23 protein-coding genes and 1 riboswitch are annotated in these 26,187 nt (G+C 68.2%); of the genes, 11 read left to right on the top strand and 12 right to left on the bottom strand.

Features of this window, described 5'->3' with window-relative positions; translation table 11 throughout:
• Window positions 1-127: 127 nt before the first annotated feature.
• On the top strand, window positions 128-1,909 hold the full coding sequence (locus L8H00_RS00460) for an ABC transporter transmembrane domain-containing protein (protein WP_242095257.1): 1,782 nt from the start codon (window positions 128-130) through the stop codon (window positions 1,907-1,909).
• A 28-nt stretch (window positions 1,910-1,937) separates the two neighbouring features.
• The gene (locus L8H00_RS00455) at window positions 1,938-3,101 is read left to right on the top strand and encodes a saccharopine dehydrogenase NADP-binding domain-containing protein (protein ID WP_242095256.1); all 1,164 of its coding nucleotides are present in this window, start codon (window positions 1,938-1,940) and stop codon (window positions 3,099-3,101) included.
• Window positions 3,102-3,299: 198 nt separating this feature from the next.
• Here L8H00_RS00455 and rnr read toward each other — a convergent pair whose 3' ends face one another.
• Together rnr and L8H00_RS00445 are read right to left on the bottom strand one after the other, a co-directional pair.
• Window positions 3,300-5,525: a ribonuclease R gene (gene rnr, locus L8H00_RS00450; RefSeq protein WP_242095255.1), complete on the bottom strand. Its 2,226-nt coding sequence runs from the start codon at window positions 5,523-5,525 to the stop codon at window positions 3,300-3,302.
• A 115-nt stretch (window positions 5,526-5,640) separates the two neighbouring features.
• A complete protein-coding gene (locus L8H00_RS00445) occupies window positions 5,641-7,173 on the bottom strand; it encodes an aminoacyl--tRNA ligase-related protein (protein WP_242095254.1) in 1,533 nt (510 codons plus the stop codon).
• 88 nt (window positions 7,174-7,261) lie between these two features.
• Here L8H00_RS00445 and L8H00_RS00440 point away from each other — a divergent pair, with 88 nt between their 5' ends.
• Complete coding sequence (locus L8H00_RS00440; RefSeq protein WP_242095253.1) at window positions 7,262-8,167, top strand: DMT family transporter; 906 nt, start codon at window positions 7,262-7,264, stop codon at window positions 8,165-8,167.
• On the opposite strand, the gene L8H00_RS00435 is transcribed toward L8H00_RS00440, so the two are convergent.
• The 8 genes from L8H00_RS00435 to L8H00_RS00400 form a co-directional block, all read right to left on the bottom strand.
• A complete protein-coding gene (locus L8H00_RS00435) occupies window positions 8,160-8,699 on the bottom strand; it encodes a CcdC protein domain-containing protein (RefSeq protein WP_242095252.1) in 540 nt (179 codons plus the stop codon). The genes L8H00_RS00440 and L8H00_RS00435 overlap by 8 nt on opposite strands.
• A 631-nt stretch (window positions 8,700-9,330) precedes the next feature.
• Entirely contained in the window at window positions 9,331-9,927 is a 597-nt protein-coding gene (locus L8H00_RS00430; RefSeq protein WP_242095251.1) for a hypothetical protein, read from the bottom strand.
• A 230-nt stretch (window positions 9,928-10,157) separates the two neighbouring features.
• Window positions 10,158-10,568: a hypothetical protein gene (locus L8H00_RS00425; protein WP_242095250.1), complete on the bottom strand. Its 411-nt coding sequence runs from the start codon at window positions 10,566-10,568 to the stop codon at window positions 10,158-10,160.
• Window positions 10,569-10,597: 29 nt separating this feature from the next.
• The gene (gcvPB, locus tag L8H00_RS00420) at window positions 10,598-12,166 is read right to left on the bottom strand and encodes an aminomethyl-transferring glycine dehydrogenase subunit GcvPB (RefSeq protein ID WP_242095249.1); all 1,569 of its coding nucleotides are present in this window, start codon (window positions 12,164-12,166) and stop codon (window positions 10,598-10,600) included.
• Window positions 12,163-13,521, bottom strand: a complete 1,359-nt coding sequence (gene gcvPA / locus L8H00_RS00415) for an aminomethyl-transferring glycine dehydrogenase subunit GcvPA (protein WP_242095248.1) — start codon at window positions 13,519-13,521, stop codon at window positions 12,163-12,165. Before gcvPA ends, gcvPB begins: the two co-directional genes overlap by 4 nt.
• A 119-nt stretch (window positions 13,522-13,640) precedes the next feature.
• A complete protein-coding gene (gcvH, locus tag L8H00_RS00410) occupies window positions 13,641-14,012 on the bottom strand; it encodes a glycine cleavage system protein GcvH (RefSeq protein ID WP_242095247.1) in 372 nt (123 codons plus the stop codon).
• A gap of 1 nt (window position 14,013) precedes the next feature.
• Window positions 14,014-15,165, bottom strand: coding sequence for a glycine cleavage system aminomethyltransferase GcvT (gcvT, locus tag L8H00_RS00405; RefSeq protein ID WP_242095246.1), 1,152 nt, complete (start codon window positions 15,163-15,165; stop codon window positions 14,014-14,016).
• A gap of 165 nt (window positions 15,166-15,330) precedes the next feature.
• A riboswitch (glycine riboswitch) is annotated at window positions 15,331-15,448 on the bottom strand.
• Window positions 15,449-15,523: 75 nt separating this feature from the next.
• Window positions 15,524-16,174 (bottom strand): hypothetical protein, encoded by a 651-nt coding sequence (locus L8H00_RS00400; RefSeq protein ID WP_242095245.1) that lies wholly within the window; start codon window positions 16,172-16,174, stop codon window positions 15,524-15,526.
• Between the two features lie 186 nt (window positions 16,175-16,360).
• Between L8H00_RS00400 and ispH the strand changes: the two genes are divergently transcribed.
• From ispH to rnhA, 3 genes are read left to right on the top strand one after another with little or no spacing between them, the layout of a single operon-like run.
• Window positions 16,361-17,314, top strand: coding sequence for a 4-hydroxy-3-methylbut-2-enyl diphosphate reductase (gene ispH / locus L8H00_RS00395; RefSeq protein ID WP_242095244.1), 954 nt, complete (start codon window positions 16,361-16,363; stop codon window positions 17,312-17,314).
• Window positions 17,315-17,320: 6 nt separating this feature from the next.
• Window positions 17,321-18,271, top strand: coding sequence for a homoserine kinase (thrB, locus tag L8H00_RS00390; protein WP_242095243.1), 951 nt, complete (start codon window positions 17,321-17,323; stop codon window positions 18,269-18,271).
• Window positions 18,268-18,711 (top strand): ribonuclease HI, encoded by a 444-nt coding sequence (gene rnhA / locus L8H00_RS00385; protein ID WP_242095242.1) that lies wholly within the window; start codon window positions 18,268-18,270, stop codon window positions 18,709-18,711. Before thrB ends, rnhA begins: the two co-directional genes overlap by 4 nt.
• A 162-nt stretch (window positions 18,712-18,873) precedes the next feature.
• Here the strand turns inward: rnhA and L8H00_RS00380 are convergent, their stop codons facing one another.
• Together L8H00_RS00380 and L8H00_RS00375 are read right to left on the bottom strand one after the other, a co-directional pair.
• Window positions 18,874-19,950, bottom strand: coding sequence for an FAD-binding oxidoreductase (locus L8H00_RS00380; RefSeq protein ID WP_242095241.1), 1,077 nt, complete (start codon window positions 19,948-19,950; stop codon window positions 18,874-18,876).
• Window positions 19,947-20,885 (bottom strand): alpha/beta hydrolase, encoded by a 939-nt coding sequence (locus tag L8H00_RS00375; protein ID WP_242095240.1) that lies wholly within the window; start codon window positions 20,883-20,885, stop codon window positions 19,947-19,949. Before L8H00_RS00375 ends, L8H00_RS00380 begins: the two co-directional genes overlap by 4 nt.
• Window positions 20,886-20,934: 49 nt before the next feature.
• Between L8H00_RS00375 and L8H00_RS00370 the strand changes: the two genes are divergently transcribed.
• From L8H00_RS00370 to L8H00_RS00350, 5 genes are read left to right on the top strand one after another with little or no spacing between them, the layout of a single operon-like run.
• A complete protein-coding gene (locus L8H00_RS00370) occupies window positions 20,935-21,408 on the top strand; it encodes a prepilin peptidase (protein WP_242095239.1) in 474 nt (157 codons plus the stop codon).
• Between the two features lie 48 nt (window positions 21,409-21,456).
• A complete protein-coding gene (gene cpaB, locus L8H00_RS00365; protein ID WP_242095238.1) occupies window positions 21,457-22,617 on the top strand; it encodes a Flp pilus assembly protein CpaB in 1,161 nt (386 codons plus the stop codon).
• Window position 22,618: 1 nt separating this feature from the next.
• On the top strand, window positions 22,619-24,199 hold the full coding sequence (locus L8H00_RS00360) for a type II and III secretion system protein family protein (RefSeq protein WP_242095237.1): 1,581 nt from the start codon (window positions 22,619-22,621) through the stop codon (window positions 24,197-24,199).
• Between the two features lie 47 nt (window positions 24,200-24,246).
• Window positions 24,247-24,858: a CpaD family pilus assembly lipoprotein gene (locus L8H00_RS00355; RefSeq protein WP_242095236.1), complete on the top strand. Its 612-nt coding sequence runs from the start codon at window positions 24,247-24,249 to the stop codon at window positions 24,856-24,858.
• 1 nt (window position 24,859) lies between these two features.
• The gene (locus tag L8H00_RS00350; protein WP_242095235.1) at window positions 24,860-26,170 is read left to right on the top strand and encodes a P-loop NTPase; all 1,311 of its coding nucleotides are present in this window, start codon (window positions 24,860-24,862) and stop codon (window positions 26,168-26,170) included.
• Window positions 26,171-26,187: the final 17 nt, after the last annotated feature.

Genomic DNA, 26,187 nt, shown 5'->3' with positions numbered 1-26,187 from the left:
GATTCTCTCCGCTGCGGCCGGTGCTCAAGCCGCTTGCCTCCACCTATAGGCGCATCATGGTGCAGCGCAACATCGCGGCTCGGCAGCGGAGTTGAGCGCGCCTGCCGCCCCTGCTAGGCACGGCGTCATGGCCGATCGCACACCGCTCGTCGAACCGAAGGGCCGCCGCCGCATCGGCGATCTCGCGATGGTGTGGCGCACCGCGCGCGCCTATCCGCGGCAGATCGCGTTTGCCGGCGCGGCGCTCGCCACCACCTCGGCGGCCACCATCGGCATCCCCTACGGCTTCAAGCGCGTGATCGATCGCGGCTTCGGGCCGGGCGCCTCCGGCTCGGTCGCGACCTCCTTCCATTATCTGCTGATGATCGTGGCCGTGCTCGCCATCGCGACCGCGATCCGCTTCTATTACGTGTCGTGGCTCGGCGAGCGGGTCGTGGCGGATATCCGCACGCGGGTTCAGGCGCATCTCCTCACGCTCACGCCGCGCTTCTTCGAGGAGAACCGCCCGTCCGAGATCGCCTCGCGCCTCACTTCGGACACCGCGCTGATCGAGGGCGTGGTCGGCAGCACCGTGTCGATCGCGCTGCGCAACAGCTTCACCGGGATCGGCGGGGTGATCTATCTGTTCGCGATCTCGCCTAAGCTGGCGGGCATGCTGATGCTGGGCATCCCCCTCATCATCGCGCCGATCACATTGCTCGGCCGCCGCGTACGCAACCATTCGCGCACCTCGCAGGACCGGATCGCCGATGTCGGCGCGATCGCCACCGAGACGCTGGGCGCGATGCGGATCGTGCAGGCGTTCGGCCAGGAACCGCGCGAGGCGCGCCGCTTCGCCGACGCGGTGAGCGCCACCTTCGCGGCGGCGCGCAGCCGCATCGCGTTGCGGGCGGTGATGACCGCCATCGTCATCGGCCTCGTGTTTGGATCGATCACGATGGTGTTGTGGGAAGGCGCGATCGACGTCGCCGCGGGGCGGATCACCGGCGGCTCGATCGCAGCGTTCGTGCTGACCGGGGGCATCGTCGCCGGCGCGTTCGGCGCGCTGACCGAAGTCTATGGCGATCTGTTGCGCGGCGCTGGCGCGGCGGGGCGGCTGGCCGAACTGCTGGAGGAGCGGCCCGAGATCGCCGCCCCGGCGCAGTGCGTGGCGTTGCCCGTGCCGGCGATCGGCGCGCTCGCATTCGAGGAGGTGCGCTTCCACTATCCGACCCGGCCGGAGGTCGCGGCGCTGGAGGGCTTCAGCCTTGCGGTGCGGCCGGGCGAGACGGTCGCGGTGGTCGGCCCCTCCGGCGCAGGCAAGACGACCCTGTTCCAATTGGCCGAGCGTTTCTACGATCCGGATGCGGGCCGCGTAACGCTCGACGGCGTCGATCTGCGCGACGCCGATCCCGCCGCCGTCCGTGCGCGGATCGCGATGGTGCCACAGGAAACCGTGATCTTCGGCGCCAGCGCACGCGACAATCTCCGCTACGGCCGGTGGGATGCGCAAGACGACGAACTCTGGGCAGCGGCCGAGGCCGCCAACGCCGCCGAGTTCCTGCACCGCCTGCCCGACGGGCTCGACACGTTCCTCGGCGAAGGCGGCGCGCGGCTTTCCGGCGGGCAGCGTCAGCGCATCACCATCGCCCGTGCGCTGCTGCGCGACGCGCCGATCCTGTTGCTCGACGAGGCCACCAGCGCGCTCGATGCCGAAAGCGAACGGCTGGTGCAGGAGGCGCTGGAGCGGCTGATGCGCACGCGAACCACGCTCGTCATCGCGCACCGGCTCGCCACCGTGCGCGCCGCCGAGCGGATCGTGGTGATGGACCATGGCCGCATCATCGAAGAGGGCAACCACGGCGCGCTGATGGCACGCAGCGGCTTGTACGCGCGGCTCGCGAGCCTACAATTCAGCGAGGCCGCCTGATCCGCCGGACGGCCGCGAGGAGACGGACATGGCCCGCGAGTTCGACATCATCGTCTATGGCGCCACCGGCTTCACCGGCCGGCTCGTCGCGGAATATATCGCCACCACCTATCCGGACGGCGTGCGCTGGGCGATGGCGGGCCGCTCGCGCGCCAAGCTGGAGGAAGTGCGCGAGTTGATCGGTGCGCCCGCCGACACCCCGCTGGTGACGGCCGATGCCGACGACGCCGCCGCGCTGAGACGGCTTTGCGAAAGCACGAGCGTCGTGCTCACCACCGTCGGCCCCTATCAGCTCTACGGCGCCGCGCTGGTGGCTGCGTGTGCCGCGAACGGGACGGCCTATGTCGATCTGTGCGGCGAGCCCGCCTGGATGCGCCAGATGATCGATACGCATCACGACACGGCGCGGGCGAGTGGCGCGCGAATCGTGTTTTCCTGCGGCTTCGATTCGATCCCGTTCGATCTGGGTGTGCTGAGCGTGCAGGAGGCGGCGAAGGCGCGGTTCGGCCGGCCCGCCCCGCGCGTGAAGGGCCGGGTGCGGCAAATGCAGGGCGGCTTTTCGGGCGGCACCGCGGCCAGCCTGAAGGCGACGCTGGCGGCGGCGGCGCACGACCCGCGCATCGTCGCGCTGCTGGCGAGCCCGTTCGCGCTGACGCCGGGCTTTGCCGGCCCGCACCAGCCGATGGGAATGCTGCCCGAATATGATACGACGCTCTGCGCCTGGGTCGCGCCGTTCATCATGGCGCCGATCAACACCAAAAACGTCCACCGGACCAATTTTCTGCTCGGCCAGGCGTATGGCGCCGATTTCGTCTATGACGAGATGATGATCGCGCCGGGGCTGGGCGACATGGGCCGCGCCGCGGCGGAGGCGATCGCGCGGATCAACCCGCTCGCGGGCGACAAGGGGCCCAAGCCCGGCGAAGGCCCGTCCAAGGCCGAACGCGACGCCGGCCATTACGACCTGTTGTTCGCCGCGCTGATGCCGGACGGCGAGCGGATCGACGCGGTCGTCACGGGGAATCGCGATCCGGGCTATGGCTCCACCAGCCGGATGATCGCGGAGGCCGCCTTGTGCCTGGTGCAGGACGTGGCCGGCGAAGGCGGGATCTGGACGCCGGGGGCGCTGATGGGCACGGCGCTGCGCAACCGGCTGGCGGCGAAGGCGGGGCTGACGTTCACCGCGGGGTGAAGATCTAGCGACCGGGAGTGGGTGTTCTATATGTTCCCCGGCGAAGGCCGGGGCCCAGTTGGAACGTCCCGGGTGATGCGGGACAGCGCGTCATTACCAACCTCGCCCGACTGGGCTCCGGCCTTCGCCGGGGAACAGGAGCGCTCGGGGAGCCGAACGCACCCCGCACGCCACCATCTTGCCGTGCAGGACAGCGGCTCAGCGCTTCCGGCCCTGGTGACGGATGTTCGCGGGGCGACCGCGCCGCTTGATCTCACGCGGCGGCTTGCGGCCGGCGGCGGGGGCAGCGCCCTTCCCTTCCGGCATCTCGAAGCGCAGCGCGCCCGATACCGGGTTCGCCTCCGCCAACCGCAACTGCAACCGCTGGCCGAGCGCGAACTGCTCGCCGCCATGTTCGCCGGTCAGGGTGCGTGCGGCCTCGTCGAAGCGGAAATAATCGCCGCCTAGATCGCGCACCGGCATCAGCCCGTCGCCGCCGATCCCCTCGACCGTCGCGAAGAAGCCGAAATTGGTAACGCCGGTGATCCGCACGTCCATCACCTGCCCGACGCGTTCGGCCAGGAAGGCGGCGACATAGCGGTCGATCGTGTCGCGCTCGGCCTCCATCGCGCGGCGCTCGAACTGGCTGATCGACTGGCCGATCGCCTCCATCCGCTCGGCCTCGGCGGGGGACAGGCCGCCAGGGCCAAGGCCATAGGCCGCGACGAGCGAACGGTGGACGAGCAGATCGGCATAACGCCGGATCGGCGAGGTGAAATGCGCATAGCTGCCGAGCGCGAGGCCGAAATGGCCGTGATTGGCGGGCGCATAATAGGCCTGGGTCTGGGTGCGCAGCACCTGCTCCATCACCTGCGGCCGGAAATCGGCATCGCCCACGCGCTCGAGGATGTGGTTGAACGTCTTCGGCCGCACCACCTGGCCGAGCGCGAAGTTCACGCCGAACGTCTCGAGATAATCCTTCAGCGCGACCAGCTTTTCGCGGCTGGGCGGCTCGTGGTCGCGGTACATCACCGGCGCCTTCTTGCGCTCCAGCGCCTTGGCGGCGGCGACGTTGGCGGCGATCATGTAATCCTCGATCAGCCGGTGTGCGTCGAGCCGCTCGCGCGGCGCCACCGACATGATCCGGCCGGTCTCGTCGAGCACCACGCGGCGTTCGGGCAGATCGAGCTCGAGCGGCTCGCGTGCGTCGCGGGCCTTGGCCAGCGCATGCCAGCAGTCCCAGAGATGCGACAGGGGTGCGTTCAGATCCGTGCGCTCGCCGCCCAAGAACCCGGTGTCGGCGATCGCCTGCGCCTCTTCATAGGCCAGGTTCGCCGCCAGCCGCACCACCGCGCGGGTGAAGCGGTGATCCTTCAGGCTGCCGTCGGCCGCGATCGTCAGGTGGCAGGCGAGCGCCGCGCGATCGACGCCGTGCTTCAGCGAACACATGTCCGCCGACAGGATCTCGGGCAGCATCGGCACGACGCGATCGGGGAAATACACCGAATTGCCGCGGCGCCGCGCCTCCTTGTCGATCGCCGAGCCCGGCCGGACGTAGAAGCTGACATCGGCGATGGCGACGATCGCCTTCCACCCGCCGGCATTGGCGGGGTCGTCGTCGGGCGCGGCCCACACCGCATCGTCGTGATCGCGCGCATCGACCGGATCGATCGCGACGATCGGGAGGTCGCGCAGATCCTCGCGGTCGTCGCCCAACGGCGTCGCGGACACCGCCCGCGCCTCGTCCAGCGCCTCAGGCGGAAACACGTCCGGAATGCCCAGCTTGTGAATCGCGATCAGCGAAAAGCTGCGCGGCGCAAAGGGATCGCCTAGCACCTGCACGACGCGCACCGTGATCCGCGGCGGCCGCCCGGTCTTCTCGGCGAGCACCAGATCGCCCGCGCGCGCATTTCCGGCATCGGACACGCCGAACTCGCGCCGCTCCTTCTTGTCCACGCCCGTCAGCCACATCCGCCCGGCCTCTTCGCGCAGCACGCCCAGCACCTGTTCGGACGCGGGCGCCAGCACCTTCATCGGGTGCGCGATCCAGCCTTGGCCCGCCTCTTCGGTGCGCGCCAGCACGCGCTCGCCGATGCCGAGCGCGCCTTTGCGCCGTTCGCGCACGCGCAGGCGCGGCACCGGCACGCCGTCCGCCTGCCAATTCTCGGGCACCGCCCAGACATTGCCGCCATCGTCCACATCGGCGATGCGCAGCACCGTCACCTTGGGCAGCCCGCCCATCTTGTGAAAGGCACGGCCGGGGGCGCTGTCGATCAGCCCCTCGTCCGCCATGTCCTTCAACAGCGCCTTGAGGCCGATCTTGTCCTGCGCGCTGAGCCCGAAGCCCTTGGCGATCTCGCGCTTGCCCGCGGGAGTGTCGGATTGCGCGATGAAGTCGAGGATCTGTTCGCGCGAGGGCAGGCCGGCATTTCTGATTTTGGGCATCGCCCGGAGATAGGCGCACGGGGGGCCCGCGTCACCCTCCCATGCGATCGCTCCCCTGCCGTTCCCCCGCGAAGGCCGGGGTACGGCAGGGGAAGATGCCCGCAATTACCCCCGATCAGTAGGAACGCCCGACCAGCACGCGTTCCACGGCAGGCTCGCCGGTGAAGACGCAAACGCCGTCGATCGCGCCTTGCGCCATCGGGGCGTTGCGGATCGTGAGCTTGAGGGCCTTCAGCCGCTCGACCACCGCGTCGAGCGCGGCGCCGGTCGGCTTCGACCACGCCACGTCGACCCAGCCCGGATTGGCGACGCCGTCCGCGAAATGCGCCGCGATGCCGGCGAAATCGGCGACCGGCACGATCCCCGCACGAAGCCGCGCGGTGGCCTCGGCATGGAGCGCCTGCTGGATTGCCGCGAGCATCGCCGATGCGCCGTCGACGAAGCCGTCACGCGGCACCACCGCGCTGTCGAGCTTGCCGTCCGCACGGTACAGCCGGTCGCGGCGGATCACCGAGACGTTGCCGCCGGCCACGTCGCGCCCGCCCACTTCGATCACGATCGGCGCGCCCTTCTTCACCCAGCCCCAACGCTTGGTCGCGGCCTTGGCGGGCTTGAGGTCGAGCAGCGCACGCACCGGTTCGCCGAGCGCGGACTGCTTCGCCAGTTCCACCTGCAAGGCGCGGCAATAGGCGACGATCGCCTCGTCCTCCGGCTGATCGCGCAGCATCGGCACGATCACCACCTGCCACGGCGCGATGGCGGGCGGCACGCGCATGCCGTCGTCGTCACCGTGCACCATGATCGCCGCGCCAATCATCCGCGTCGTCATGCCCCAACTGGTGGTGTTGGCACATTCGAGTTCGCCATCCTTGTTCTGGAAGCGGATGCCTTGCGCGTGCGCGAAATTGGTGCCGAGGAAATGCGAGGTGCCGGCTTGCAGCGCCTTGCCGTCCTGCATCATCGCCTCGATACTGTAGGTCGCGACCGCGCCGGGGAAGCGCTCGTTCTCCGGCTTCTCGCCCGCGATCACGGGGAGCGCGAGGCAATCCTCGGCGAAGCTGCGATAGAGTTCGAGGATGTTCATCGTCTCCGCGCGCGCCTCGTCGGCGCTGGCGTGCGCGGTGTGGCCCTCCTGCCAGAGGAATTCGGTGGTACGCAGGAACATCCGCGTGCGCATCTCCCAGCGCACGACGTTGGCCCATTGGTTGATGAGCACGGGCAAATCGCGCCAGGATTGCACCCAGCGCGCGAAGGCCGTGCCGATCACCGTCTCCGATGTCGGCCGCACGACCAGCGGCTCCTCCAGCTTCGCGGTCGGATCGGGGACGAGCCCGCCCTTGCCGTCGCTCACCAGCCGGTGATGCGTGACGACCGCCATCTCCTTGGCGAAGCCCTCGACATGCTCGGCCTCCTTCTCGAAATAGGAGAGCGGGATGAAGAGCGGGAAATAGCAATTCTCGTGGCCGGTCGCCTTGATCCGATCGTCGAGCAGCCGCTGGATTCGCTCCCAGATGCCATAGCCCCACGGGCGGATCACCATGCAACCGCGCACGCCCGATTCCTCGGCCAGATCGGCCTCGGCGATGACGGATTGATACCAGGCGGAAAAATCCGCTTCGCGGGTGACGGGAAGTGCGCGCTTTATCATGGCCGCGGGCTGTAACCGCAATCCGGCAGCCCGTCACCCTCGGCCGCGCAGGGGATGACGGGGTGCGGCGGCGTGGCTAGGAGAGCGCATGGCCACCGACCGCCTGCTCCCCGCGATCGTGCTCCGGCTCGTGTCGGTGGTGTTCTTCGCCGCGATGAACGCGGTCATCAAGCTGGCGCAGATCCACGGCGCCAGCGTGGCGGAGATCCTGTTCTATCGCCAGTTCGGCGCGGCGCTGCTGGTGGGCAGCGTGATCGCGTGCGGGCCCGGGCTGCGCTCGGTCGCCACGCAGCGGATCCCGGCGCATATCGGCCGCGCCATCGTCGGGCTGAGCGCGATGGCGTTCACCTTTTCGGGCATCGTGGCGCTGCCGCTGGCGGAGGCGACCACGATCGGGTTCAGCGTGCCGATCTTCGCGACCATCCTCGGCGCGCTGATCCTGCGCGAGCCGACCGGCTGGCACCGCTGGGTGGCGGTGGCGACGGGCTTTGTCGGCGTGCTGGTGGTGGCGCAGCCCGGCGGCGCGCACGTGCCCGTCGCCGGCGCGGCCTGCGCGGTGGCGGGGGCGCTGGGCACCGCGGCGGTCTCGATCCTGCTGCGGCGGATCGGGCGGACGGAGGCGCCGCTGACGACGGTGTTCTGGTTCTCCACGCTGTCGCTGGTGCCGATGGGGCTGATCTATGCGCAGGTCGCGCAGGCGCACGACCGGGCGGCCTGGGCGTGCCTGGCGGGCGTGGGGTTGCTCGGCGGATGCGCGCAGATCGCCATGACGTGGTCGCTGAAGCTCGGCCCCGTCACGCTCGTCGTGCCGATGGATTATTCCAGCCTGCTCTGGGCGACGCTGTTCGGCTGGCTGATCTTCGGCGCGCTGCCCCCCGCCGCCACCTGGGCGGGGGCGCCGATCATCATCGGCAGCGGGCTCTACATCGTGTGGCGCGAACATGTCCGCCGCCGCGAGGAAACCCGGCAGGCGGCTTCGCAGGGCCTCAGCTGACGCGCCGCGCCGCCTCCAGCATCCGCCGCCCGCGCAGATACATTTCCACCCGCGTGGCGGTGAACAGGCCGAGTGCCAGCGCCACCAGCATATCGGTGACGGCCAGCGTATTGAGGTGGAGCATCGTGCCCGCGCCGCTGTCGATCGCCGCGCGTGCGCCCGAGCGCAGCAGCACGATCGCAACGAGGAACAGCATCGCCGCGGGCGAGCCCACCTGGTTCAGCGCGTGGGTCTCGGGATCGATCGCGATCCGCATCATCCGCCCGCGCTGCCAGCCGAGCGCCGCGCCCAGCACCAGCGCGACGAGGCAGAAGAGCCAGCCCGGCCCCACCGGCGGCGCCACCACGAACATCGCGATGGCGATGACGAGATAGAGCGCCGGCACGATCCACAGCCGTTCGAGCTTCAACGGCATCACCCGCCGCATCCGCCGCCAGCGCAGCGCCATGACGACCGCGATCACGACGGCGGTGATCGCATAAGTGACGAGCGGATTGCCCGCCTGATGGACGGTAACCGCGTGCGTGTTCATCGAAGAGCCCCCTCGTCGTCTGTGCCGCGTGTATTAGCGTGACGATACAGTTATGGGAAGGGTGTGGGTGGGAGCGCTGGAATGGGGGCGTCGAGGCCGGCTTTTGGGAGCGGCGCAAATAGCCGGAGTTGGTGGAGAGCGGACATTCACTGCCAGTTTTAAATGCAGCCATCGGGCGAAACCTGTAGGCTGTGTGGCCTGCGGATTAGTGAAATACGGCCGCCTGTCTTGCAGCGGTTCAACAAATCCTGCGTAGTCCTTATTTGCTCGACGTGTCCGTCGGCGAGCTTGACATCGACGATTGGTTGATCACCTATAACGTCTGCTCGACTTTCAAATCTGACGATTACTCCCGCTTCGATTTGGGTCGGTCCGGATTGGCAGAGAATAACGACCGAAATAATGACCGCGATCAATATGCCGATCCCAAAGATTGCGTTCCGTTCACGCTTTAGAGAGAGCCATGCTTCATACATAGATGCTTTATAAGCGTGACATGAATCTCCGCAACTGGGCGATTGCCGGTCGACTGCTTCGGGCTCACGCATCGCTGACCGCTAACGGCTCGACGTGGTGGTGAGCAGACATTCCGAGTCCGGGCGAGCGCGTGCAACCGATCACCTTCAGCTGGTTAGCATGTCGAAACTACATCGCGATCGGTAAATAGCCGACGGTCGGCGATTCGCTCCGCTCCGCCGATTGCCTTCTGAACGGTGACACTGATCTTGCAATCAGGAAGGAACTCTTTGTTGGCTATTCCAGAATTGGCGGCAGCCCGATTCCACCTATCAAATAACCCCTTGCTGATCTCTAACATCGCATCCCGCCCATCGGGACTGATTTTCGCGTAATAGCCTGGCCCTCCACGGCCCACTACACGCGCGACTTGTACTATCACAATTGAACGAACATAGACCGTAGTACGATTATCAAATATTTTGTTTTGACAATATGTTCTATATATAAATCCACTTCCGTAAAGACTAGCCGATATCGATATGATCCACAGGGCACCCGCGATTTTTATCGCTGGTATTTCCCTCCGGCATATAACACCAAAGACCACAAAATAGATTATGATCGCAATCGTAAGCGCAACTGGCGGATGCGGAACAGACTTAGTAAGGGTGACGAACTCTGGCTGATGAACAGCCCAAATAGCTGCCAATAGTGGTAAGGCAGGGGCTGCAAAGGTAGCAGCAGTTCGTTGTATATTTTGAGCGCCCATGTTCGCCTCGTTATTACCGCGCGTATGCATGGCACCGGAGGGTTAAAGATTCACGCGGTCGGTCTACATACGCGGCTGATTGTCCGAAATTGGGCGGGAGCCGCCAGCGTGGAATTTCGCATCCTGGTGGAAAGCGGACGGTCATCTTTCCGAAAGCAAGGCGCTCACATTAGCTACGATCTTCCGCAGCAAACCATCGGCACCAGCTAAAATGAGTGGATTTTAGTTGTTCAGTATATTGAAGGAAATGACGGCCGGCTACCGAGAACGTCCATTGCTTTGGTTCGCGCCGACGCGTTGGCCCAATTTCCCCAGCAAAGAACTGGAATAAAAAAAACTGCATCTATTATAATGAGTGCGATCACGACTCTTTGAGGCAAAAGGCCCATCAATCGGGAAAAACCATATGCAACGAAGATCGGCGCTACCATTAGCAATCCGTTCCGGTTGGTTAGACGAGAATATATTGCAATCATCTGATCCCTTTCGGAAAAAGTGATGCGGTATGCGCGGCCTGTTCCGCTGTCGCGGAAAACAACGCCGTCATTGTCTTCGCTGAATTGCGAGGTAAAAAAACGAGCTTGTCCCATCGCGTTGCGATACGAGATGCCTGTAAATGTTTCCCTAATTGCGGTAAGCATTAGGTCCGCTATTGGGCGTAAGCCGCCAACTACCCCGCCGTCTCTCCCGCTTCCCCCTTCCACACCAGCACCGGCTTGCGCGCCGCCAGAGTCTCGTCGAGCCGCGCGCGCGGCGCGAAATGCGGCGCCGATTTCAGCGACGGGTCGCCCGCCTTCGCGCGCTCCGCCACGCTGCGCAGCGCGCCGATGAACTGGTCGAGCGCCGCCTTGGACTCGGTTTCGGTCGGCTCGACCAGCATCGCGCCGTGCACCACCAGCGGGAAATAGACCGTCATCGGGTGGAAGCCCTCGTCGATCAGCCCCTTCGCGACGTCCAGCGTCGAGAAGCCCTCGGCGAGGTTCGCATCGCTGAAGATCGCCTCGTGCATGCACGGCCCCGCCCCGGCGAAAGGCGCGTCGAGCGTTTCCTCCAGCGAGCGCAGGATGTAATTGGCGTTGAGCACCGCATCCTCGGCGACCTGGCGCAGCCCATCGGCGCCGTGGCTGAGGATATAGGTGAGCGCGCGCGTGAACATGCCCATCTGGCCGTGAAACGCGGTCATCCGCCCGAACGTGTCGGGGTGATCGTCGCCCGCGGTCTCTTCCTCGATCAGCGCGATGTGGCCGTCGGCCATGCGCGCGGTGAAGGGCAGCGGGCCGAACGGCGCGAGCGCTTCGGACAGCACCACCGGCCCCGACCCCGGGCCGCCGCCGCCATGCGGGGTGGAGAAGGTCTTGTGCAGGTTGATGTGCATCGCATCGATGCCCAGGTCGCCGGGGCGTACCCGGCCGACGATCGCGTTGAAGTTCGCGCCGTCGCAATAGACATAGCCGCCCGCGTCATGAACCGCGTCGCTGATCGCCTTCAGATCGCGTTCGAACAGGCCACAGGTGTTGGGGTTGGTAATCATCACCGCGGCGACGTCCGGCCCCAGCCGCGCCTTCAGCGCCGCGGTGTCCACGCGGCCGTCGGCGGTGGCGGGAATGTCCTCCACGGTGAAGCCGGCGAAGGCGGCGGTCGCGGGGTTGGTGCCGTGTGCGGATTCGGGCACAAGAACGACCTTGCGGTGCCCCTCGCCGCGCTTTTCCAGCGCCGCCTTGATGCACAGCATGCCGCACAGCTCGCCATGCGCGCCCGCCTTGGGGCTCATCGCGACGCCGTACATGCCGGTCAGCCGGATCAGCCACACCGCCAGTTCGTTGATGACCGCCAGCGCGCCCTGCACCGTATCGACCGGCTGCAGCGGATGCACGTCGGCAAAGCCCGGCAGCCGCGCCATCTTCTCGTTCAGCCGCGGATTGTGCTTCATCGTGCACGATCCGAGCGGGAAGAGCCCCAGGTCGATCGCGTAATTCTGGCGGCTGAGCCGCGTATAATGGCGCACCGTCTCGGGCTCGGAAAGGCCCGGCAGGCCGATCGGCGCCTTGCGCGTCAGGTCGCCCAGCCGATCGTGCGCGACATCGCCTTCGGCGAAATCGACGCCCGTCGTCTTCGTGTCGCCGATCTCGAAGATCAGCGGCTCCTCCAGCATCAGCGCCTTGTTGCCGGTGAAGCTCTGCACGGGCGCGCGCCGCTCGGGCGTCATCTCGGGGCGCCAGCCGCTCGGATTGATGCTCATGCCAGGGTCTCCTCCAATGCGGTCGCCAGTGCCTCGACATCCTCCGCGGTGGTCGTCTCCGTCACCGCGACCACCAGCCCGCCCGCGAGCGAGTCGATGCCGGGATAGAGCCGGCCGAGCGACACGCCGGCCAGGATGCCGCGGTCGGCCAGCGTGCGCACCACCGGGCGCGCCTCGCGCGGCAGCACCAGCGTGAATTCGTTGAAGAAGGTATCGTTCATCACGCTCACCCCCGGCACCTGCGCAAGACGCCGCGCGGCGTGGACGGCGCCGGCATGGTTGAGCCCCGCCATCCGTCGCAGCCCCGCCTCGCCCAGCAGCGTCATGTGGATCGAGAAGGCGAGCGCGCAGAGCCCGCTGTTGGTGCAGATGTTGCTCGTCGCCTTTTCGCGGCGGATATGCTGCTCGCGCGTCGACAGCGTCAACACGAAGCCGCGCCGGCCATCGGCGTCCACCGTCTCGCCGCATAGCCGCCCCGGCATCTGGCGGACATATTTCTCCTTGCAGCCGAACAGCCCGACATAGGGGCCGCCGAACTGGAGCCCGACGCCGAGCGACTGGCCCTCGCCGACGACGATGTCAGCATCCATCTCGCCGGGCGCACGGATCGCACCCATCGCGACCGGCTCCGTCACCACCGCGATCAGCAGCGCCTTGTGCGCATGGCAGGCCTCGGCCAGCGGCGTCAGGTCGGCGATGCGGCCCAGGATGTCGGGATATTGCACCACCACGCAGCTCGTCTCGCCGTCGACCGCGGCGATCAGCGCGTCGATATCGGTGTCGGCGGACAGCGTCGGCGTGGACGTTTCCAGCACGTCGCCGGTGTACTTCGCCATCGTTTTGGCGACCGAGACATAATGCGGGTGCAGCCCCGACGACAGGATCGCCTTGCCGCGCTTCGTGATCCGCCGCGCCATGCCGACCGCTTCCCAGCAGGCGGTCGATCCGTCGTACATCGACGCGTTGGCCACGTCGGTGCCGAGCAGCCGCGCCACCTGCGTCTGGAATTCGAAGAGCATCTGCAGCGTGCCCTGCGCGATCTCCGGCTGATAGGGCGTATAGGCGGTCAGGAATTCGCCGCGCTGGATCAGGTGGTCGACGCTGGCAGGCACATGATGCCGATACGCGCCGCAGCCGAGGAAGAACGGCACCTCGCCCGCCACCATGTTGCGCCGCGCGAGCGCGGTCATGTGCCGCTCGACGCTCAGTTCGGAGGCGTGGGCCGGCAGGCCCTCGATCGGCCCGGCGAGCCGTGCGGCTTCGGGCACGTCGGCGAACAGCGCGTCGATCGTGGCGGCGCCGATGACGCCGAGCATCTCCTGGCGGTCGGACGGGGTAAGCGGCAGGTAGCGCAATTCATTTCTCCATCGCCCTCACCCTTCCCACCGCCTGCGGCGGCGTGCCCCTTCCCTCTCGCATCCAGAGAGGAAGGGAGGCGCCAAGCGCCGGAAGGGCAAGGGTGATCCGGTAGGGATTACAGCTTGGCGACGAACGCCTCGTAGGCGGCCTCGTCCATCAGCTCTTCCAGCTCGGACGGATCGCTGAGCGTGATCTTGAAGAACCAGCCCTCGGCCTCGGCATCGCTGTTCACCAGCGCAGGCTCGTCGGCGAGCGCGGGATTGCCCTCGATCACGTTGCCCGACACCGGCGAATAGACGTCGGATGCGGCCTTGACCGATTCGACCACCGCGGCCTCGTCGCCCTTGGTCAGCCGCTTGCCGTCCTCGGGCACGTCGACGAACACGATGTCGCCCAGCTGGCTCTGCGCATAGTCGCTGATCCCTACGGTGCCGACATCGCCGTCGACATCGACCCATTCATGATCTTCGGTGAAATAACGGCTCATGTCATTTTCCTCCTGCACGGACATAGCGGTGGGGAACGAAGGGCATCGCGGCCACGGTCGCGTGATGGACCTTGCCGCGCTGATAGAGGCGCACGGCGGTGCCGGGCACCGCATCGGCGAGCGGGACATAGGCCATCGCGATCGCCGCACCGACCATGGGGGCGAAGCCGCCGCTGGTGACCCGGCCTACGGGCGTGTTCGAATCGTCGATCACGCTCGCACCCTCGCGCACCGGCTGGCGCCCCTCGACCATCAGGCCGACGCGCTTGACCGCGGGCCCCGCGGTGCGTTCGGCCAGGATGCGCGCGGCACCGGGGAAATTCGCCTCCTCGCGGCGGCGCTTCGACAGCGCAAAGCCCAGATCGGCCATCACCGGCGTCGTTTCGGCATCGAGGTCATGGCCATAGAGCGGCAAACCCGCCTCGAGCCGGAGCGAATCGCGCGCGCCGAGGCCGATCGGCTTCACCTCCGCCTGGGCGAGCAGCGCGTCGGCCAGCCGCTCGACCATCGCGGCGGGCACCGAAATCTCGCACCCGTCGTCGCCGGTATAGCCCGAACGGCTGATCCAGAGATCGGCGCCTTCCCAGGTGAATGCCTGCCCCTGCATGAACACCATCGCCGCGACGCCCGGCACCAGCCGGTCGAGCGCCGCAACCGCCTTCGGCCCCTGCACCGCGAGCAGCGCGTGATCCTCCATCAGGTTCAGCGTCACGTCGTCGGGCAGCGCGGCGAGGATATGCGCGATGTCATCATATTTGGTGGCGCCGTTCACGACCATATACACGTCGTCGGGCGCGATCCGCGTCAGCATCAGGTCGTCGAGGATGCCGCCGTCGTCGGCCAGCAACAGCGAATAGCGCGCGCGGTGCATCGGCAGGCCGGCGATATCGGCGGGCAGCAACGTCTCGAGCGCGGCGTCGGTGCCGGCACCCGTGAAGCGGAGCTGGCCCATGTGGCTGACGTCGAACAGGCCGGCCTGCTCACGCGTCCACAGATGCTCGGCCATGATGCCGTCATACTGGATCGGCATCTGATAGCCGGCGAATTCCACCATCCGCGCGCCATGCGCCCGGTGCCAGGCGTCGAGCGGCAGTGGCTCAGCGGCGGGGGCGACATAGTCGTCCGCATGGTCGATGATGGTCGAGCTGCTCATGCACGGTCTCCGTCGAAGGCGCGGCCTCGGCGGGGTGCTGCCCCACGTCGGTTCGAACCCCCTCTGTCACGGGAACCTGAGAGCTTTGACCGGCATGTCCGCGCGGGCGGCGGCCGGCTTACCCCTTCGGTGGCGGACCCTCGGCCCGCGCTTTCCAGAGTGTCATGGCCCCGCGCGGTCCCTGCTGCCTGAGAGATTCCGGGGTGGTTGCTCCTTCGGCGATCCCTGGCCTTCGAAGCCTTGGGCCCTGAAAGGACCCGGGATGCTCTCCCGCGCGTGACATGCCGGTCGCCCGGCATCGACACCCCGATCTCTGCCGCGTGCGCGCGGGGGTGTCAACGCGGCTTGGCGTGCGAATCTATCGTGTGGCGTTGTACTTCAACTGGTCGTCGGTGAGCTGGAAGCCGACAAGCGCCTCGAACGTGGCACTGGCCACCGCCTTGCGGATGTCGGGCTGGGTCAGCGGGTCGATCGCGGCATCGGCGTCGCCCGCCTTGCGCTTGCGCGTCAGCTTCTCGCGCACCGCCTCGGGCAAGGTGGCGGCGGCGCGCGACACCGCGCTCGAGGCGGTGCCGGTCGTATGCGCGCGCGGCCGGCCGGCGTCGAAATGCAGCGCCACCGCGCCGACGCGCTTGGCGACCACGACGTTGCCGCCGCGCACCACGGTGATGAAATAGGGCAAGGTCACGTCGCGCGCGCCCTCGGCATGCGTGCGGCGAGCGTCGACGTCGAAGGTGACGGTGGTGCCGATCTGGTCGGTCGTATCGTCGCAGGTCGAGCGCAGGTTGGTCATCGTCGCAACCAGGTCGATGGCGGTCGAATCGCGGCTGGTGGCCGGATCGAACAGCGTCACGTCGCCCGTGTTGGCGGGCAGGCCGACGATCGGGCAGGCCGAGCGCACCGCGGTGATGCCGCCGGTTTCGTCGATATCGCCATGATGGCGGGCACAGCCGCCAAGCAGCAGGGCCGCGGTAGCGACGGCGATCGGGACGGATTTGGAGGCTTTCACGGGTACGCGCACCTTCTCGAAACGGCGGCCGGCATGAATCTGCGCGTGCCTCACTGGTGGCGGAGCATAGAAACCGGCTCCGCCGCGTGCAAGCGAACCCGTGATCCCATGGCCATGATCGCTGCGGCGATCGCACGCCCGTCCTCTTCCGCGCGGCCCGGCAATCGCGTAGATGGCGAAATTGTCATGATAATCGCCAAGCCTCCGCTCGCGTTGACCATCGCCGCCCCGCGCGGCTTCTGTGCCGGCGTCGATCGGGCGATCCAGATCGTGGAGCTGGCGATCGCAAAACATGGCGCGCCGGTCTATGTGCGGCACGAGATCGTCCACAATCGCTTCGTGGTCGATGCGCTGAAGGCGAAGGGCGCGGTGTTCGTCGAGGATCTGTCGGAGGTGCCCGACGGCGCGCCAGTCGTCTTCTCGGCGCACGGGGTGCCCAAGACGGTGCCGGCGGAGGCGGACGGGCGCGGGCTGGACTGGCTCGACGCCACCTGCCCGCTGGTGTCGAAGGTGCACCGCCAGGCCGAACGGCTGGTCGCGGCGGGGCGGCACATCCTCTTCATCGGCCATGCCGGCCATCCCGAGGTGATCGGCACGCTCGGCCAGGTGCCGCCGGGCACGATGACCTTGGTGGAAAGCGAGGCCGATGTCGCGGCACTCGCGCCCGCCGACCCGGCGATGCTCGCCTTTCTCACCCAGACCACGCTGTCGGTGGACGACACCGCGGCGATCGTCGCGGCGATCCGCGCGCGCTTTCCCGACGTCGCAAGCCCGCGCGGCGAGGATATCTGCTACGCCACGTCGAACCGCCAGGCGGCGGTGAAGGCGATGGCGGAGGAATGCGACGCGATGCTCGTGATCGGGGCACCCAATTCGTCCAACTCGGTGCGCCTCGTCGAAGTGGCGGCGCGTGCAGGGGTGCGCGCGGCGCTGATCGAGCGCGCGGACGATCTGGACTGGGACTTTCTCGAGGGTGTGGCGACGCTCGGCATCACTGCGGGTGCGTCGGCGCCCGAGCTGCTCGTCCGCGAACTGGTCGACCGGCTCGCGACGCGGTTCCAGATCACGGAGCACGAGCTGGAAACGGCGCGCGAGACGATCGCGTTCAAGCTGCCGCGCAGCCTCGAAGCGATCGGCTGAACAACGATGGCGGTGTACACGCAGGTGTCGGCGGAAGCGCTGACGCGTTTTCTCGAACGCTACGATCATGGCGCGCTCGTCTCGGCCAAGGGCATCGCCGAGGGCGTCCAGAACAGCAACTATCTGGTCGACACCGATGCCGGCCGCTTCATCCTGACGCTCTACGAGGAGCGCACCGAGACGGCCGACCTGCCCTTCTTCCTCGCGCTGCTCGATCACCTCGCGGCCGACGGCAATCCGGTGCCGCGCGCGCTGCCCGATCGGGGCGGCGCCGCGATCCAGGCGCTGGAAGGGCGGCCCGCCTGCCTGATCGAATTCCTGAACGGCGTCTCCGTATCGCACCCCACGCCCGCGCAGGCGCATGCCGCGGGCGCGGCGCTCGGGCAGCTCCATGCGAGCCTGGCGGGCTTCGCGCAGACCCGCGCCAACCCGCTGGGCGCGGATCGGTGGCGCACGATGCTCGCGCAATGTGGCCGCGCCATCGACGTGATCGAGGCCGGTTTCCACGACCGCGTGGCCGAGGCGCTCGACGCGGTGCTGGCGGCGTGGCCGCGCGACCTGCCCGTTGCCGCGATCCATTCGGACCTCTTTCCCGACAATGTGCTGATGCTCGGCGACCGGGTGACCGGGCTGATCGATTTCTATTTCGCCTGCACCGACATCCGCGCCTATGATCTGGCGGTGATGCACACCGCCTGGGCGTTCGATGCGCGGGGCGACGGCTATGACGCGGCCGTCGGCAACGCGCTGGTCGCGGGGTACGAGACGCGCTTTCCCCTGTCCTATGCCGAGCGCGCGGCGTTGCCCGTGCTGGCGCAGGGCGCGTGCCTGCGTTTCCTGCTGACGCGCGCCTGGGACTGGCTCAACACGCCGGCCGATGCGCTGGTGACACGCAAGGACCCGCTGGCCTATTGGCGGCGGCTTCGATCCTACCAAAGCCGGAATTTGTTCGCATGACTCCCGTCCAGATCGCCACCGATGGCGCGTGCAAGGGCAATCCCGGCCCCGGTGGCTGGGGCGCGCTGATCCGCGCGGGCGAGACCGAGAAGGAATTGTCAGGTGGCGAGGCGCTGACCACCAACAACCGCATGGAGCTGACCGCCGCGATCGAGGCGCTGAAGGCCCTGAAACGCCCCTGCGCGGTGACGCTGTCGACCGACAGCCGCTATGTGATGGATGGCCTGACCAAGTGGATCAAGGGCTGGCAGAAGAACGGCTGGAAGACCGCCGATCGCAAGCCGGTGAAGAACGCCGAACTATGGCAGGCGCTGCTCGCCGCCGCCGCGCCGCACCGGATCGATTGGCAATGGGTGAAGGGCCATGCCGGCCACCCCGACAACGAACGCTGCGACAAACTCGCGAGCGACGCCGCGGTGATGGCGGGCCGGCGCGGCTAGACTTGGGCGGCGATCCCTCGACCCGTTCGCCCTGAGCTTGTCGAAGGGCCTGTCCGGAATGCGAAGGCACGCCCGCGGAGGAAGGCACGCCTGCGAGGAGCGTGCTTCGACAGGCTCGGCACGAACGGATGAGGGGTTCGATCAACCTGACGTCATCCCGTTCTAACGCCCGAACCGGCCGGGCGCATAGCGCGCCGGATCGACGGGAACCGCCACATCCTCGCCCAGCAACAGGCTGGCCGCAAGCGACGCCGCGGCGGGTGCGGTCTGGATGCCGAAGCCGCCCTGCCCCGCACACCAGAAGAAGCCGGGCACCCGCGCATCGAAGCCATAGACGGGCCGCCGATCGGGCGCGAAGCTGCGCAAGCCCGCCCAGCGCCGCTCGACCGCCGCTGCCCGCCAGTCGACCACATGCTCGAAACGGTCGATCGCGGTGGCCACGTCGATCTCCTCGGGCGCGGCGTCGCACGGGTCGGTGGGCGCCTCGTCGTGCGGGCTGAGCCATAGCCGGCCGCCGGGCTCGGGCTTGAAATAAAAGCGGCCGGCGATATGGGCGACGTGCGGCAGCCCGGCAGGCGCGGGCGGATCGGTGCGCAACTGCACGACGGTGCGGCGATAGGCGCGGATGCCGATCGGGTCGACGCCCGCGGCGCGTGCCACCACGTCCCCCCAGGCACCCCCCGCATCGACCAGAACGCGCGCCTGGAAAATACCTGCGCCGGTTTCGATCGTCCACCGGTCCGCCGCGCGCGTGGCGGCGTGGAACGGTGCGCGCGTCGCCAGCACGGCGCCGGCGCGGCGCGCAGTCGCCAGGTGGGCGGCATGAAGGGTGGCGACGTCGATATAGGCGCAGCTCGGCTCGCTCACCCCGAGCGTCCATTCGGGTCGCAGTCCCGGCACGATCGCGGCCGGATCGACTCGCTCCAGCCTGACCGGCGTGTCCGCGAACTCGGCGAGGAAGGCGTCGATCGCAGCCGCGTCCCGCGGCCGCCCGATATGGAGCGAACCGAGCGGCTGGAGGAAACCGCCCGCCTGCAACGCGGCCCGCGACGCGGTGGTGAGCGGCTGGATATCGGGGCCGCCATAGGTTTCGGACCAGAAGGCCGCGGACCGGCCGGTGGCGTGATAGCCCGGCGCATCCTCGCCCTCGATCAGCAGCACGCGGGCGCGTGCGCCGATCGCGGCGGCGAGGCTGGCGCCCGCGATCCCCGCGCCGACGATGGCGATGTCATAGGTCATGCGGGGGCGCGGTCATCGAGAAAGGCGTCGATCGCGGCTATGGCGCGGTCGCGCACCGGATCGGCCTCGCGCAGGATCTCGTGCGCGGATTCAGAACCGAAGCGGAGCGTCTCGGCATCGCGCATCCGCGCCGCGATCCGCAGCGCCGCGGCCGAATCCACCAAACCGTCGCGATCGGCAAGCAGCATCAGCACCGGCGTGTCGACCGCGCCCAGCCGCGGATCGGCCGCGACGCGCGCGGTGGAGGCGAACGCCGCCGCCAGCCAGCCCCAGCTCGGCGGCCCGAGCCGCAGCGACGGCTGTGCATCGTGCCAATGAAGTTCGTCGGCATAGCGTGCGGCGTCGTGAGTAAGCAGCGCCTGACGCGAGAGCCGCGCGCCCGGTCGCTCGTTCGCCTTCCACGCCGGGCGCGCGGGATCGCCGATCGCCGCGATGCCGCGCGCGAGCCACCCGCCGAGGCGCGCGCCCAGCGGCGATTTCAGTCCGAGCATCGGCGCGACGAGCACCGCGGCCTGCGGATCGATCGCGCCTTCGACCAGCGCGCGGTGGACGAGATGGCCGCCCATCGAATGGCCGATCGCCACGCGCGGGCCCGCCCCTGTCGCCGACCATTCGCGCCAGAACGCCGCAACATCGGCGACATAGGCCGCGAAATCGCCGGCATGGCCGACGTTCGGGTCTGCGGCCAAGCGCCCCGATCCGCCCTGCCCGCGCCAGTCGAACGCGGTCACCGCCCAGCCCCGCGCCTGCAGATGCGCCAGATATTCGAGATATTTCTCGAACATGTCGCCCCGCCCCGCCTGGAACAGCACGCGGCCGCGACGGCCGTCGCCCGGCCAGTCGATCCGCCGCAATGGCCAGCCGTCCGCCGCCGCCCAGTGCGAGACGGTCGCACCCGGCGGGATCGCGCGGTTGGAACGGGGCGGGATGAGCATCGGCACATGGTTACGATTTGGAAAGCCCTGAAGTCTATGACGAAACCCGATGACTTTGGAATCGCTACAGGTTTGGCTGCTGCTCGTGCTCGGCGCGCTGCTCGTCTGGGTGGGCATCGAGGATGCGCGCACCCGCGAGATCGCGAACTGGAAGAACGCCGCCATCGCGCTGCTCGCGCCGGTCTGGTGGTGGGCGCTGGGCGTGACGCCGTGGCCGGGCATCGCCGAGCAATTGCTGCTCGCCGCCGTGGTCTTCGCGGTGTTCTGCGCCTGTTTCCACATGGGCTGGATGGGCGGAGGCGACGTGAAGCTGCTCGCCGCGCTCGCGCTGTGGCTGCCGGCGGGCGTGTTCCTGACGATGCTGATCGTCATGTCGCTGGCAGGCGGCGTGCTGACGCTGGCGATGCTGATCGAGCAGCGCTGGCGCCGGTGCGAGGGTCCGCTGGAGATCCCCTATGGCGTCGCGATCGCCTTTGCCGCGCTGATGTCCCTGCGCGAACCGATCCTTAATCAATTCGCGTGATGCTTAACACCGGATCAACCGGCAACGGCCCGAAAGGCACGACTCACCATGGATAGCCGCAAAGTCCTTCTGCTGGCAGGCTCCCTGTTCGTCGCGGGGACGACCGCGTTCCTGGCCCGCTCGCTGATGACGGGCAGCGCCGCGCCGCAGGCGGGTGCGGTGGTCGCCGCGCCGGTGATCGACGGTCCGATGGTGCTGGTCGCCACCCGCGCGCTGCCCGTCGGCACCATCCTCGATGCGACCGCGCTGAAGTTCCAGCCCTGGCCCAAGGAGCTGGTCGACAACGCCTATTTCCTGCGCGACAAGACCGACCTGAAATCGCTTCAGGGCACCGTGGTGCGCAACGCGATCACCGCGGGGCAGCCGGTGACCCAGGGCGCGCTGGTGAAGCCCGGCGATCGCGGCTTCCTGGCGGCGGCGCTGGGGCCGGGCATGCGCGCCGTCACCTTCCCCGTTTCCGCGCAGACTTCGGTCGCGGGCTTCGTCTTTCCCGGCGATCGGATCGATCTGGTGCTGACGCAGACCGTTCCCGGCGGCGGCGACGGCCAGCCGCTGAAGGTGTCCGAAACGATCATGCGCAACATCCGCGTGCTCGCGACCGACCAGCGCACCGACAACGCCGTGGGCGAGGACGGCAAGACCGTCGTGCACACCTTCGGCACGGTCACCGTCGAGGCGACGCCCAAGATCGCCGAGCAGCTCGCGGTGGCGCAGACGGTCGGCTCGCTCTCGCTGTCGCTGCGCTCGATCGCGGACAATTCCAGCCAGCTCGAAGAGGCGATCGCCTCGGGCTCGGTGAAGATGCCGAGCGGCAACGATCCACGCGCGGAAAAGGCGATGATGCTCCAGCTCGCGAGCCAGCCGCAGACCGGAAACCCGACCTTTGCGACGGGCGCCGACGTGTCGCGCTTCCAGCGCAGCAGCGTGCCGGCGAAATCGGCCGGCGGCAGCTTCGGCGGCGGCCCCACCGGGATCACCAACGCGGCGCCTGGCCTAGCCGTCGGCGGCGCGGCGCCGGTCTACACCGGCCCCGTCGTCCATGTCGCGCGCGGCAATTCCGTGACCGATGTTGCGGTCGGTGCGGGTGCGCCGCCGTCGGTGCCGCGCCGCGCCGCGCTGCCCGCGGGCACGACGATGACCATCACCACGGCGACCGCACCGATGCCGGTCGCTCCGACGCAGGCCGTTTCGGCCATGGGGAAGAACTGAGATGCGCAACCGCCTGATCCCCCTTGCCCTGCCGATCGCGGCCGCGCTGGTGGTGAGCCCCTTGGCCGCCGCCCCCGGCCGCCCTGCGACGGCCGCTATGGCCGCCACCGCGCTGCCCGCCGTCGTGCAGGTGGCCACCGGGCGCGGCCGGCTCATCACGCTCGCGCAGCCGATGAGCGACCTGTTCGTGGCGGACGACAATATCGCCGACGTCCAGGTCCGCTCGCCGACGCAGCTCTACGTCTTCGGCAAGAAGGGCGGCGAGACGACGATCTCGGCGACCGCAAAGGGCGGCGGCGTGGTGTTCTCGGCGACCGTGCGCGTCGGCAACAATTTCGATTCGATCGGCCAGATGCTGGGGCTCGCGATGCCCGAGGCGCATGTGGTGGCGACGCCGATGAACGGCCTCGTCCTGCTGACCGGCACCGTCGCCGCCCCCGAGGACGCCGCGGAGGCGGAGCGCCTCGTCCAGGCGTTCGTCGGCGATACCGTGAAGGTGGTCACCCGGCTGAAGACCGCGACGCCGCTTCAGGTGAACCTCCAGGTGCGCATCGCCGAGGTCAGCCGGTCGTTCATCAAGAATGTCGGCGTCAACCTCGCCTCGGCCGACAGCACGGGCGGCTTCAAGTTCGGCATCGCGCAGGGTCGCGCCGCCGGCAGCCAATTCTCGCCTGGCGGCCCACTCGGCACGGGAGTCACCAACGGCAGCGTGGGCACAAGCGTCATCACCGCCGCCGCAACGGGATCGACGTTCGGTTTTGCGGGTCATCTGCTTGGGCTCGACCTGCTCGGCGCGATCGATCTAGGCGAAACGACGGGTCAGGTGACGACGCTCGCCAATCCCAATCTTACCGCCCTGTCGGGCGAAACCGGCACGTTCCTCGCCGGTGGCGAGGTGCCGATCCCGATCGCACAGGGGCTGGGTGCGGTGTCGGTCGAATACAAGCAATATGGCGTCGGCCTCTCCTATACGCCGACGGTGCTGTCCGACGGCCGCATCTCGCTCCGCGTGAAGCCCGAGGTGTCGCAGCTCGACTATTCGAACGCCGTCACGCTCAACGGCACGCGGGTTCCGGGCCTGACGACTCGCCGCACCGAAACCACGGTGGAGCTGGGCTCGGGCCAGAGCATGATGATCTCGGGCCTGCTCTCCAACTCGCACAACAATTCGATCGACAAGGCGCCGGGCCTCGGCGACCTGCCGATCATCGGCGCGCTGTTCCGGTCGAACAGCTGGCAGCGCAACGAGACCGAGCTGGTCGTCATCATCACCCCCTATCTCGTCAAGCCGGTGAACAATCAGCGCGACATCGCGCTGCCCAGCGACGGCTACAAGGCGCCGACCGATCTCGGCCGCGTGCTGATGGGCGATCTGGCGAAGGGCACCAGCGGCGGTCAGCGTCCGGTGCCGACTGCGGCGCCGATGGAGACGAACCCGACGATCGGTGCGGCGGCGAGCGTTCCGGTGGTGCCTGCCCCACCCGCCCGCAGCGCCGCTGCGGACGCGCGCCGCGACCAGCCCGAGGCCAAACCCCAGGCGAAATCGGCCAAGCCGCTGCCGGCGCCGGGATTTTCCGAATGACCGCCGCCCGCATCCTTCCTTCCGTCTCGCCCCAAGGATTTCGCCCGATGACGACGCGATCGCTTCTCCTCGCCGCGCTGGCGCCCGCGCTGCTGCTCGGCGGCTGCATGGGCACGCAGAATCGCGGGATCGAATCGGTCCACCAGCCCGTGGTGACGCGCAACGACTATGCGCTGGACATCGGCACCGCCGGCGACGCGCTCGCCTCGGGCGAGCAGCAGCGGCTGCGCGGATGGATGGACACGATGCATCTGGGCTTTGGCGACCATGTGGCGATCGACGATCCGGCGGGCGAGGGTCGGCGCGCACGCGCGCAGGTCGCGGCAGTGGTCGCAGGCTACGGCCTGATCCTCTCGGACGACGCGCCGGTGAGCCCCGCGCCCGTCACGCCCGGCACCGTGCGCGTGATCGTCAGCCGGATGGCCGCGGGCGTGCCCGGCTGCGCCGACTGGAGCCGCGACGCGAGCCATGAATTCGATAGCAACACCTCGTCCAATTACGGCTGCGCGACGAACAAGAACCTGGCCGCGATGGTCGCCCGTCCGGAAGACCTCGTCCACGGCCGCGACAGCGATGCGGTGACCGATCCCGCCGTCGCCGGACGCGCGATCGACGCCTACCGCAAGAGCATCGCCGCCGGCGCCAAGGGAACCAAGTGAGATGAACGCACCCTGGAAACCCGCCAGCGCCTCCACCCGCGAGCCGTTCGCCGCCTATGTCTGCGACGAGACCACGGCCGAGGCGATCCGCCCGATCGCCATCGAACTCGGCTGGTCGGCGGACAAGGTCCACAAGGGCGGCCTGCGCAACGCCGTCCAGTCGCTGTCGGTCTCCGCCAGCCCGATGATCCTCTTCGTCGATCTGGCCGAATCCGGCGATCCGCTGAACGACATCAACGCGCTCGCCGAGGTGTGCGAGCCCGGCACTGTCGTGATCGCCAGCGGCCAGGTGAACGACGTTCGGCTCTACCGCGATCTCGTGGCGAGCGGCATCCAGGATTATCTGCTCAAGCCGCTACATCCCGATATGCTGCGCGACGCCTTCGCCCACGCGCATGCGATGCTGAACGCGCCCAAACATGCCGAAGCGGCGGTCGACCGGCCGCATTGCTCGGTCGTGGTGATCGGCACGCGCGGCGGTGTGGGCGCATCGACCGTCGCCACGTCGCTGGCCTGGCTCCTCGCCGAAAAACAGGGGCGCGCGACCGCGTTGCTCGATCTCGACGTGCATTTCGGCACCGGCGCGCTGGCGCTCGATCTCGAGCCCGGCCGGGGCCTGACCGACGCGATCGAGAATCCGAGCCGCATCGACGGGCTGTTCATCGAACGCGCGATGGTGAAGGCGTCCGAAAAGCTCGCCGTGCTGTCGGCGGAGGCGCCGATCAATTCGCCGCTGATGACCGATGGCGCCGCCTTCTACCAGTTGCAGGAGGAGATGCGCGCGGCGTTCGAATGCACCGTCGTCGATCTGCCGCGCGGCATGCTCGTCCAGCACCCGCACCTGACCGCCGATGCCGGCGTCGCGGTCGTGGTGACCGAGTTCACGCTGGCAGCGGCGCGCGACACGATCCGCCTGTTGTCGTGGATGAAATCGAACGCACCGCAGACGCGCGTGCTGGTGCTCGCCAACCGCGTCCATCCCGGTGCGCAGCTCGAAATCTCGCGCAAGGATTTCGAAGGCTCGATCGAGCGCAAGATCGATTTCGTCGTGCCGTTCGACCAGAAGCTGGCGGCGCAGGCGGCCAAGCTCGGCAAGCCGCTGGTGGAAGCGGGCAAGAACTCCAAGACCGTCGCCGCGCTCGTCGATCTCGGAACGCAGATCGGCCTCGTGTCGGGCGACGACGATGCCGTGGCACCCCAGCCCGGCGGCAGGCCCGGCAAGGTGGCCAAGGGCGGCAAGGATGCGTCCGCGAACACGTCGCTGATGGCCAAATTCAGCTTCAAGCTGCCGGCCAAGCGGGCGAAGGCCTGATCGTGCCCCGCCCGGTG

Origin of the sequence: Sphingomonas sp. CROZ-RG-20F-R02-07 (assembly GCF_022662335.1) — a bacterium.
Classification (GTDB): Bacteria; Pseudomonadota; Alphaproteobacteria; order Sphingomonadales; family Sphingomonadaceae; genus Sphingomonas.
This window is presented reverse-complemented; position numbering and strand designations above follow the sequence as displayed.

Excerpts from the sequence above, each read along its gene's own strand:
- L8H00_RS00460 (WP_242095257.1), top strand. The coding sequence starts at position 128 with ATGGCCGATCGCACACCGCTCGTCGAACCGAAGGGCCGCCGCCGCATC.
- L8H00_RS00455 (WP_242095256.1), top strand. The coding sequence starts at position 1,938 with ATGGCCCGCGAGTTCGACATCATCGTCTATGGCGCCACCGGCTTCACC.
- rnr (WP_242095255.1), bottom strand. The coding sequence starts at position 5,525 with ATGCCCAAAATCAGAAATGCCGGCCTGCCCTCGCGCGAACAGATCCTC.
- L8H00_RS00445 (WP_242095254.1), bottom strand. The coding sequence starts at position 7,173 with ATGATAAAGCGCGCACTTCCCGTCACCCGCGAAGCGGATTTTTCCGCC.
- L8H00_RS00440 (WP_242095253.1), top strand. The coding sequence starts at position 7,262 with ATGGCCACCGACCGCCTGCTCCCCGCGATCGTGCTCCGGCTCGTGTCG.
- L8H00_RS00435 (WP_242095252.1), bottom strand. The coding sequence starts at position 8,699 with ATGAACACGCACGCGGTTACCGTCCATCAGGCGGGCAATCCGCTCGTC.
- L8H00_RS00430 (WP_242095251.1), bottom strand. The coding sequence starts at position 9,927 with ATGGGCGCTCAAAATATACAACGAACTGCTGCTACCTTTGCAGCCCCT.
- L8H00_RS00425 (WP_242095250.1), bottom strand. The coding sequence starts at position 10,568 with ATGCTTACCGCAATTAGGGAAACATTTACAGGCATCTCGTATCGCAAC.
- gcvPB (WP_242095249.1), bottom strand. The coding sequence starts at position 12,166 with ATGAGCATCAATCCGAGCGGCTGGCGCCCCGAGATGACGCCCGAGCGG.
- gcvH (WP_242095247.1), bottom strand. The coding sequence starts at position 14,012 with ATGAGCCGTTATTTCACCGAAGATCATGAATGGGTCGATGTCGACGGC.
- gcvT (WP_242095246.1), bottom strand. The coding sequence starts at position 15,165 with ATGAGCAGCTCGACCATCATCGACCATGCGGACGACTATGTCGCCCCC.
- ispH (WP_242095244.1), top strand. The coding sequence starts at position 16,361 with ATGATAATCGCCAAGCCTCCGCTCGCGTTGACCATCGCCGCCCCGCGC.
- thrB (WP_242095243.1), top strand. The coding sequence starts at position 17,321 with ATGGCGGTGTACACGCAGGTGTCGGCGGAAGCGCTGACGCGTTTTCTC.
- rnhA (WP_242095242.1), top strand. The coding sequence starts at position 18,268 with ATGACTCCCGTCCAGATCGCCACCGATGGCGCGTGCAAGGGCAATCCC.
- L8H00_RS00380 (WP_242095241.1), bottom strand. The coding sequence starts at position 19,950 with ATGACCTATGACATCGCCATCGTCGGCGCGGGGATCGCGGGCGCCAGC.
- L8H00_RS00375 (WP_242095240.1), bottom strand. The coding sequence starts at position 20,885 with ATGCTCATCCCGCCCCGTTCCAACCGCGCGATCCCGCCGGGTGCGACC.
- L8H00_RS00370 (WP_242095239.1), top strand. The coding sequence starts at position 20,935 with ATGACTTTGGAATCGCTACAGGTTTGGCTGCTGCTCGTGCTCGGCGCG.
- cpaB (WP_242095238.1), top strand. The coding sequence starts at position 21,457 with ATGGATAGCCGCAAAGTCCTTCTGCTGGCAGGCTCCCTGTTCGTCGCG.
- L8H00_RS00360 (WP_242095237.1), top strand. The coding sequence starts at position 22,619 with ATGCGCAACCGCCTGATCCCCCTTGCCCTGCCGATCGCGGCCGCGCTG.
- L8H00_RS00355 (WP_242095236.1), top strand. The coding sequence starts at position 24,247 with ATGACGACGCGATCGCTTCTCCTCGCCGCGCTGGCGCCCGCGCTGCTG.
- L8H00_RS00350 (WP_242095235.1), top strand. The coding sequence starts at position 24,860 with ATGAACGCACCCTGGAAACCCGCCAGCGCCTCCACCCGCGAGCCGTTC.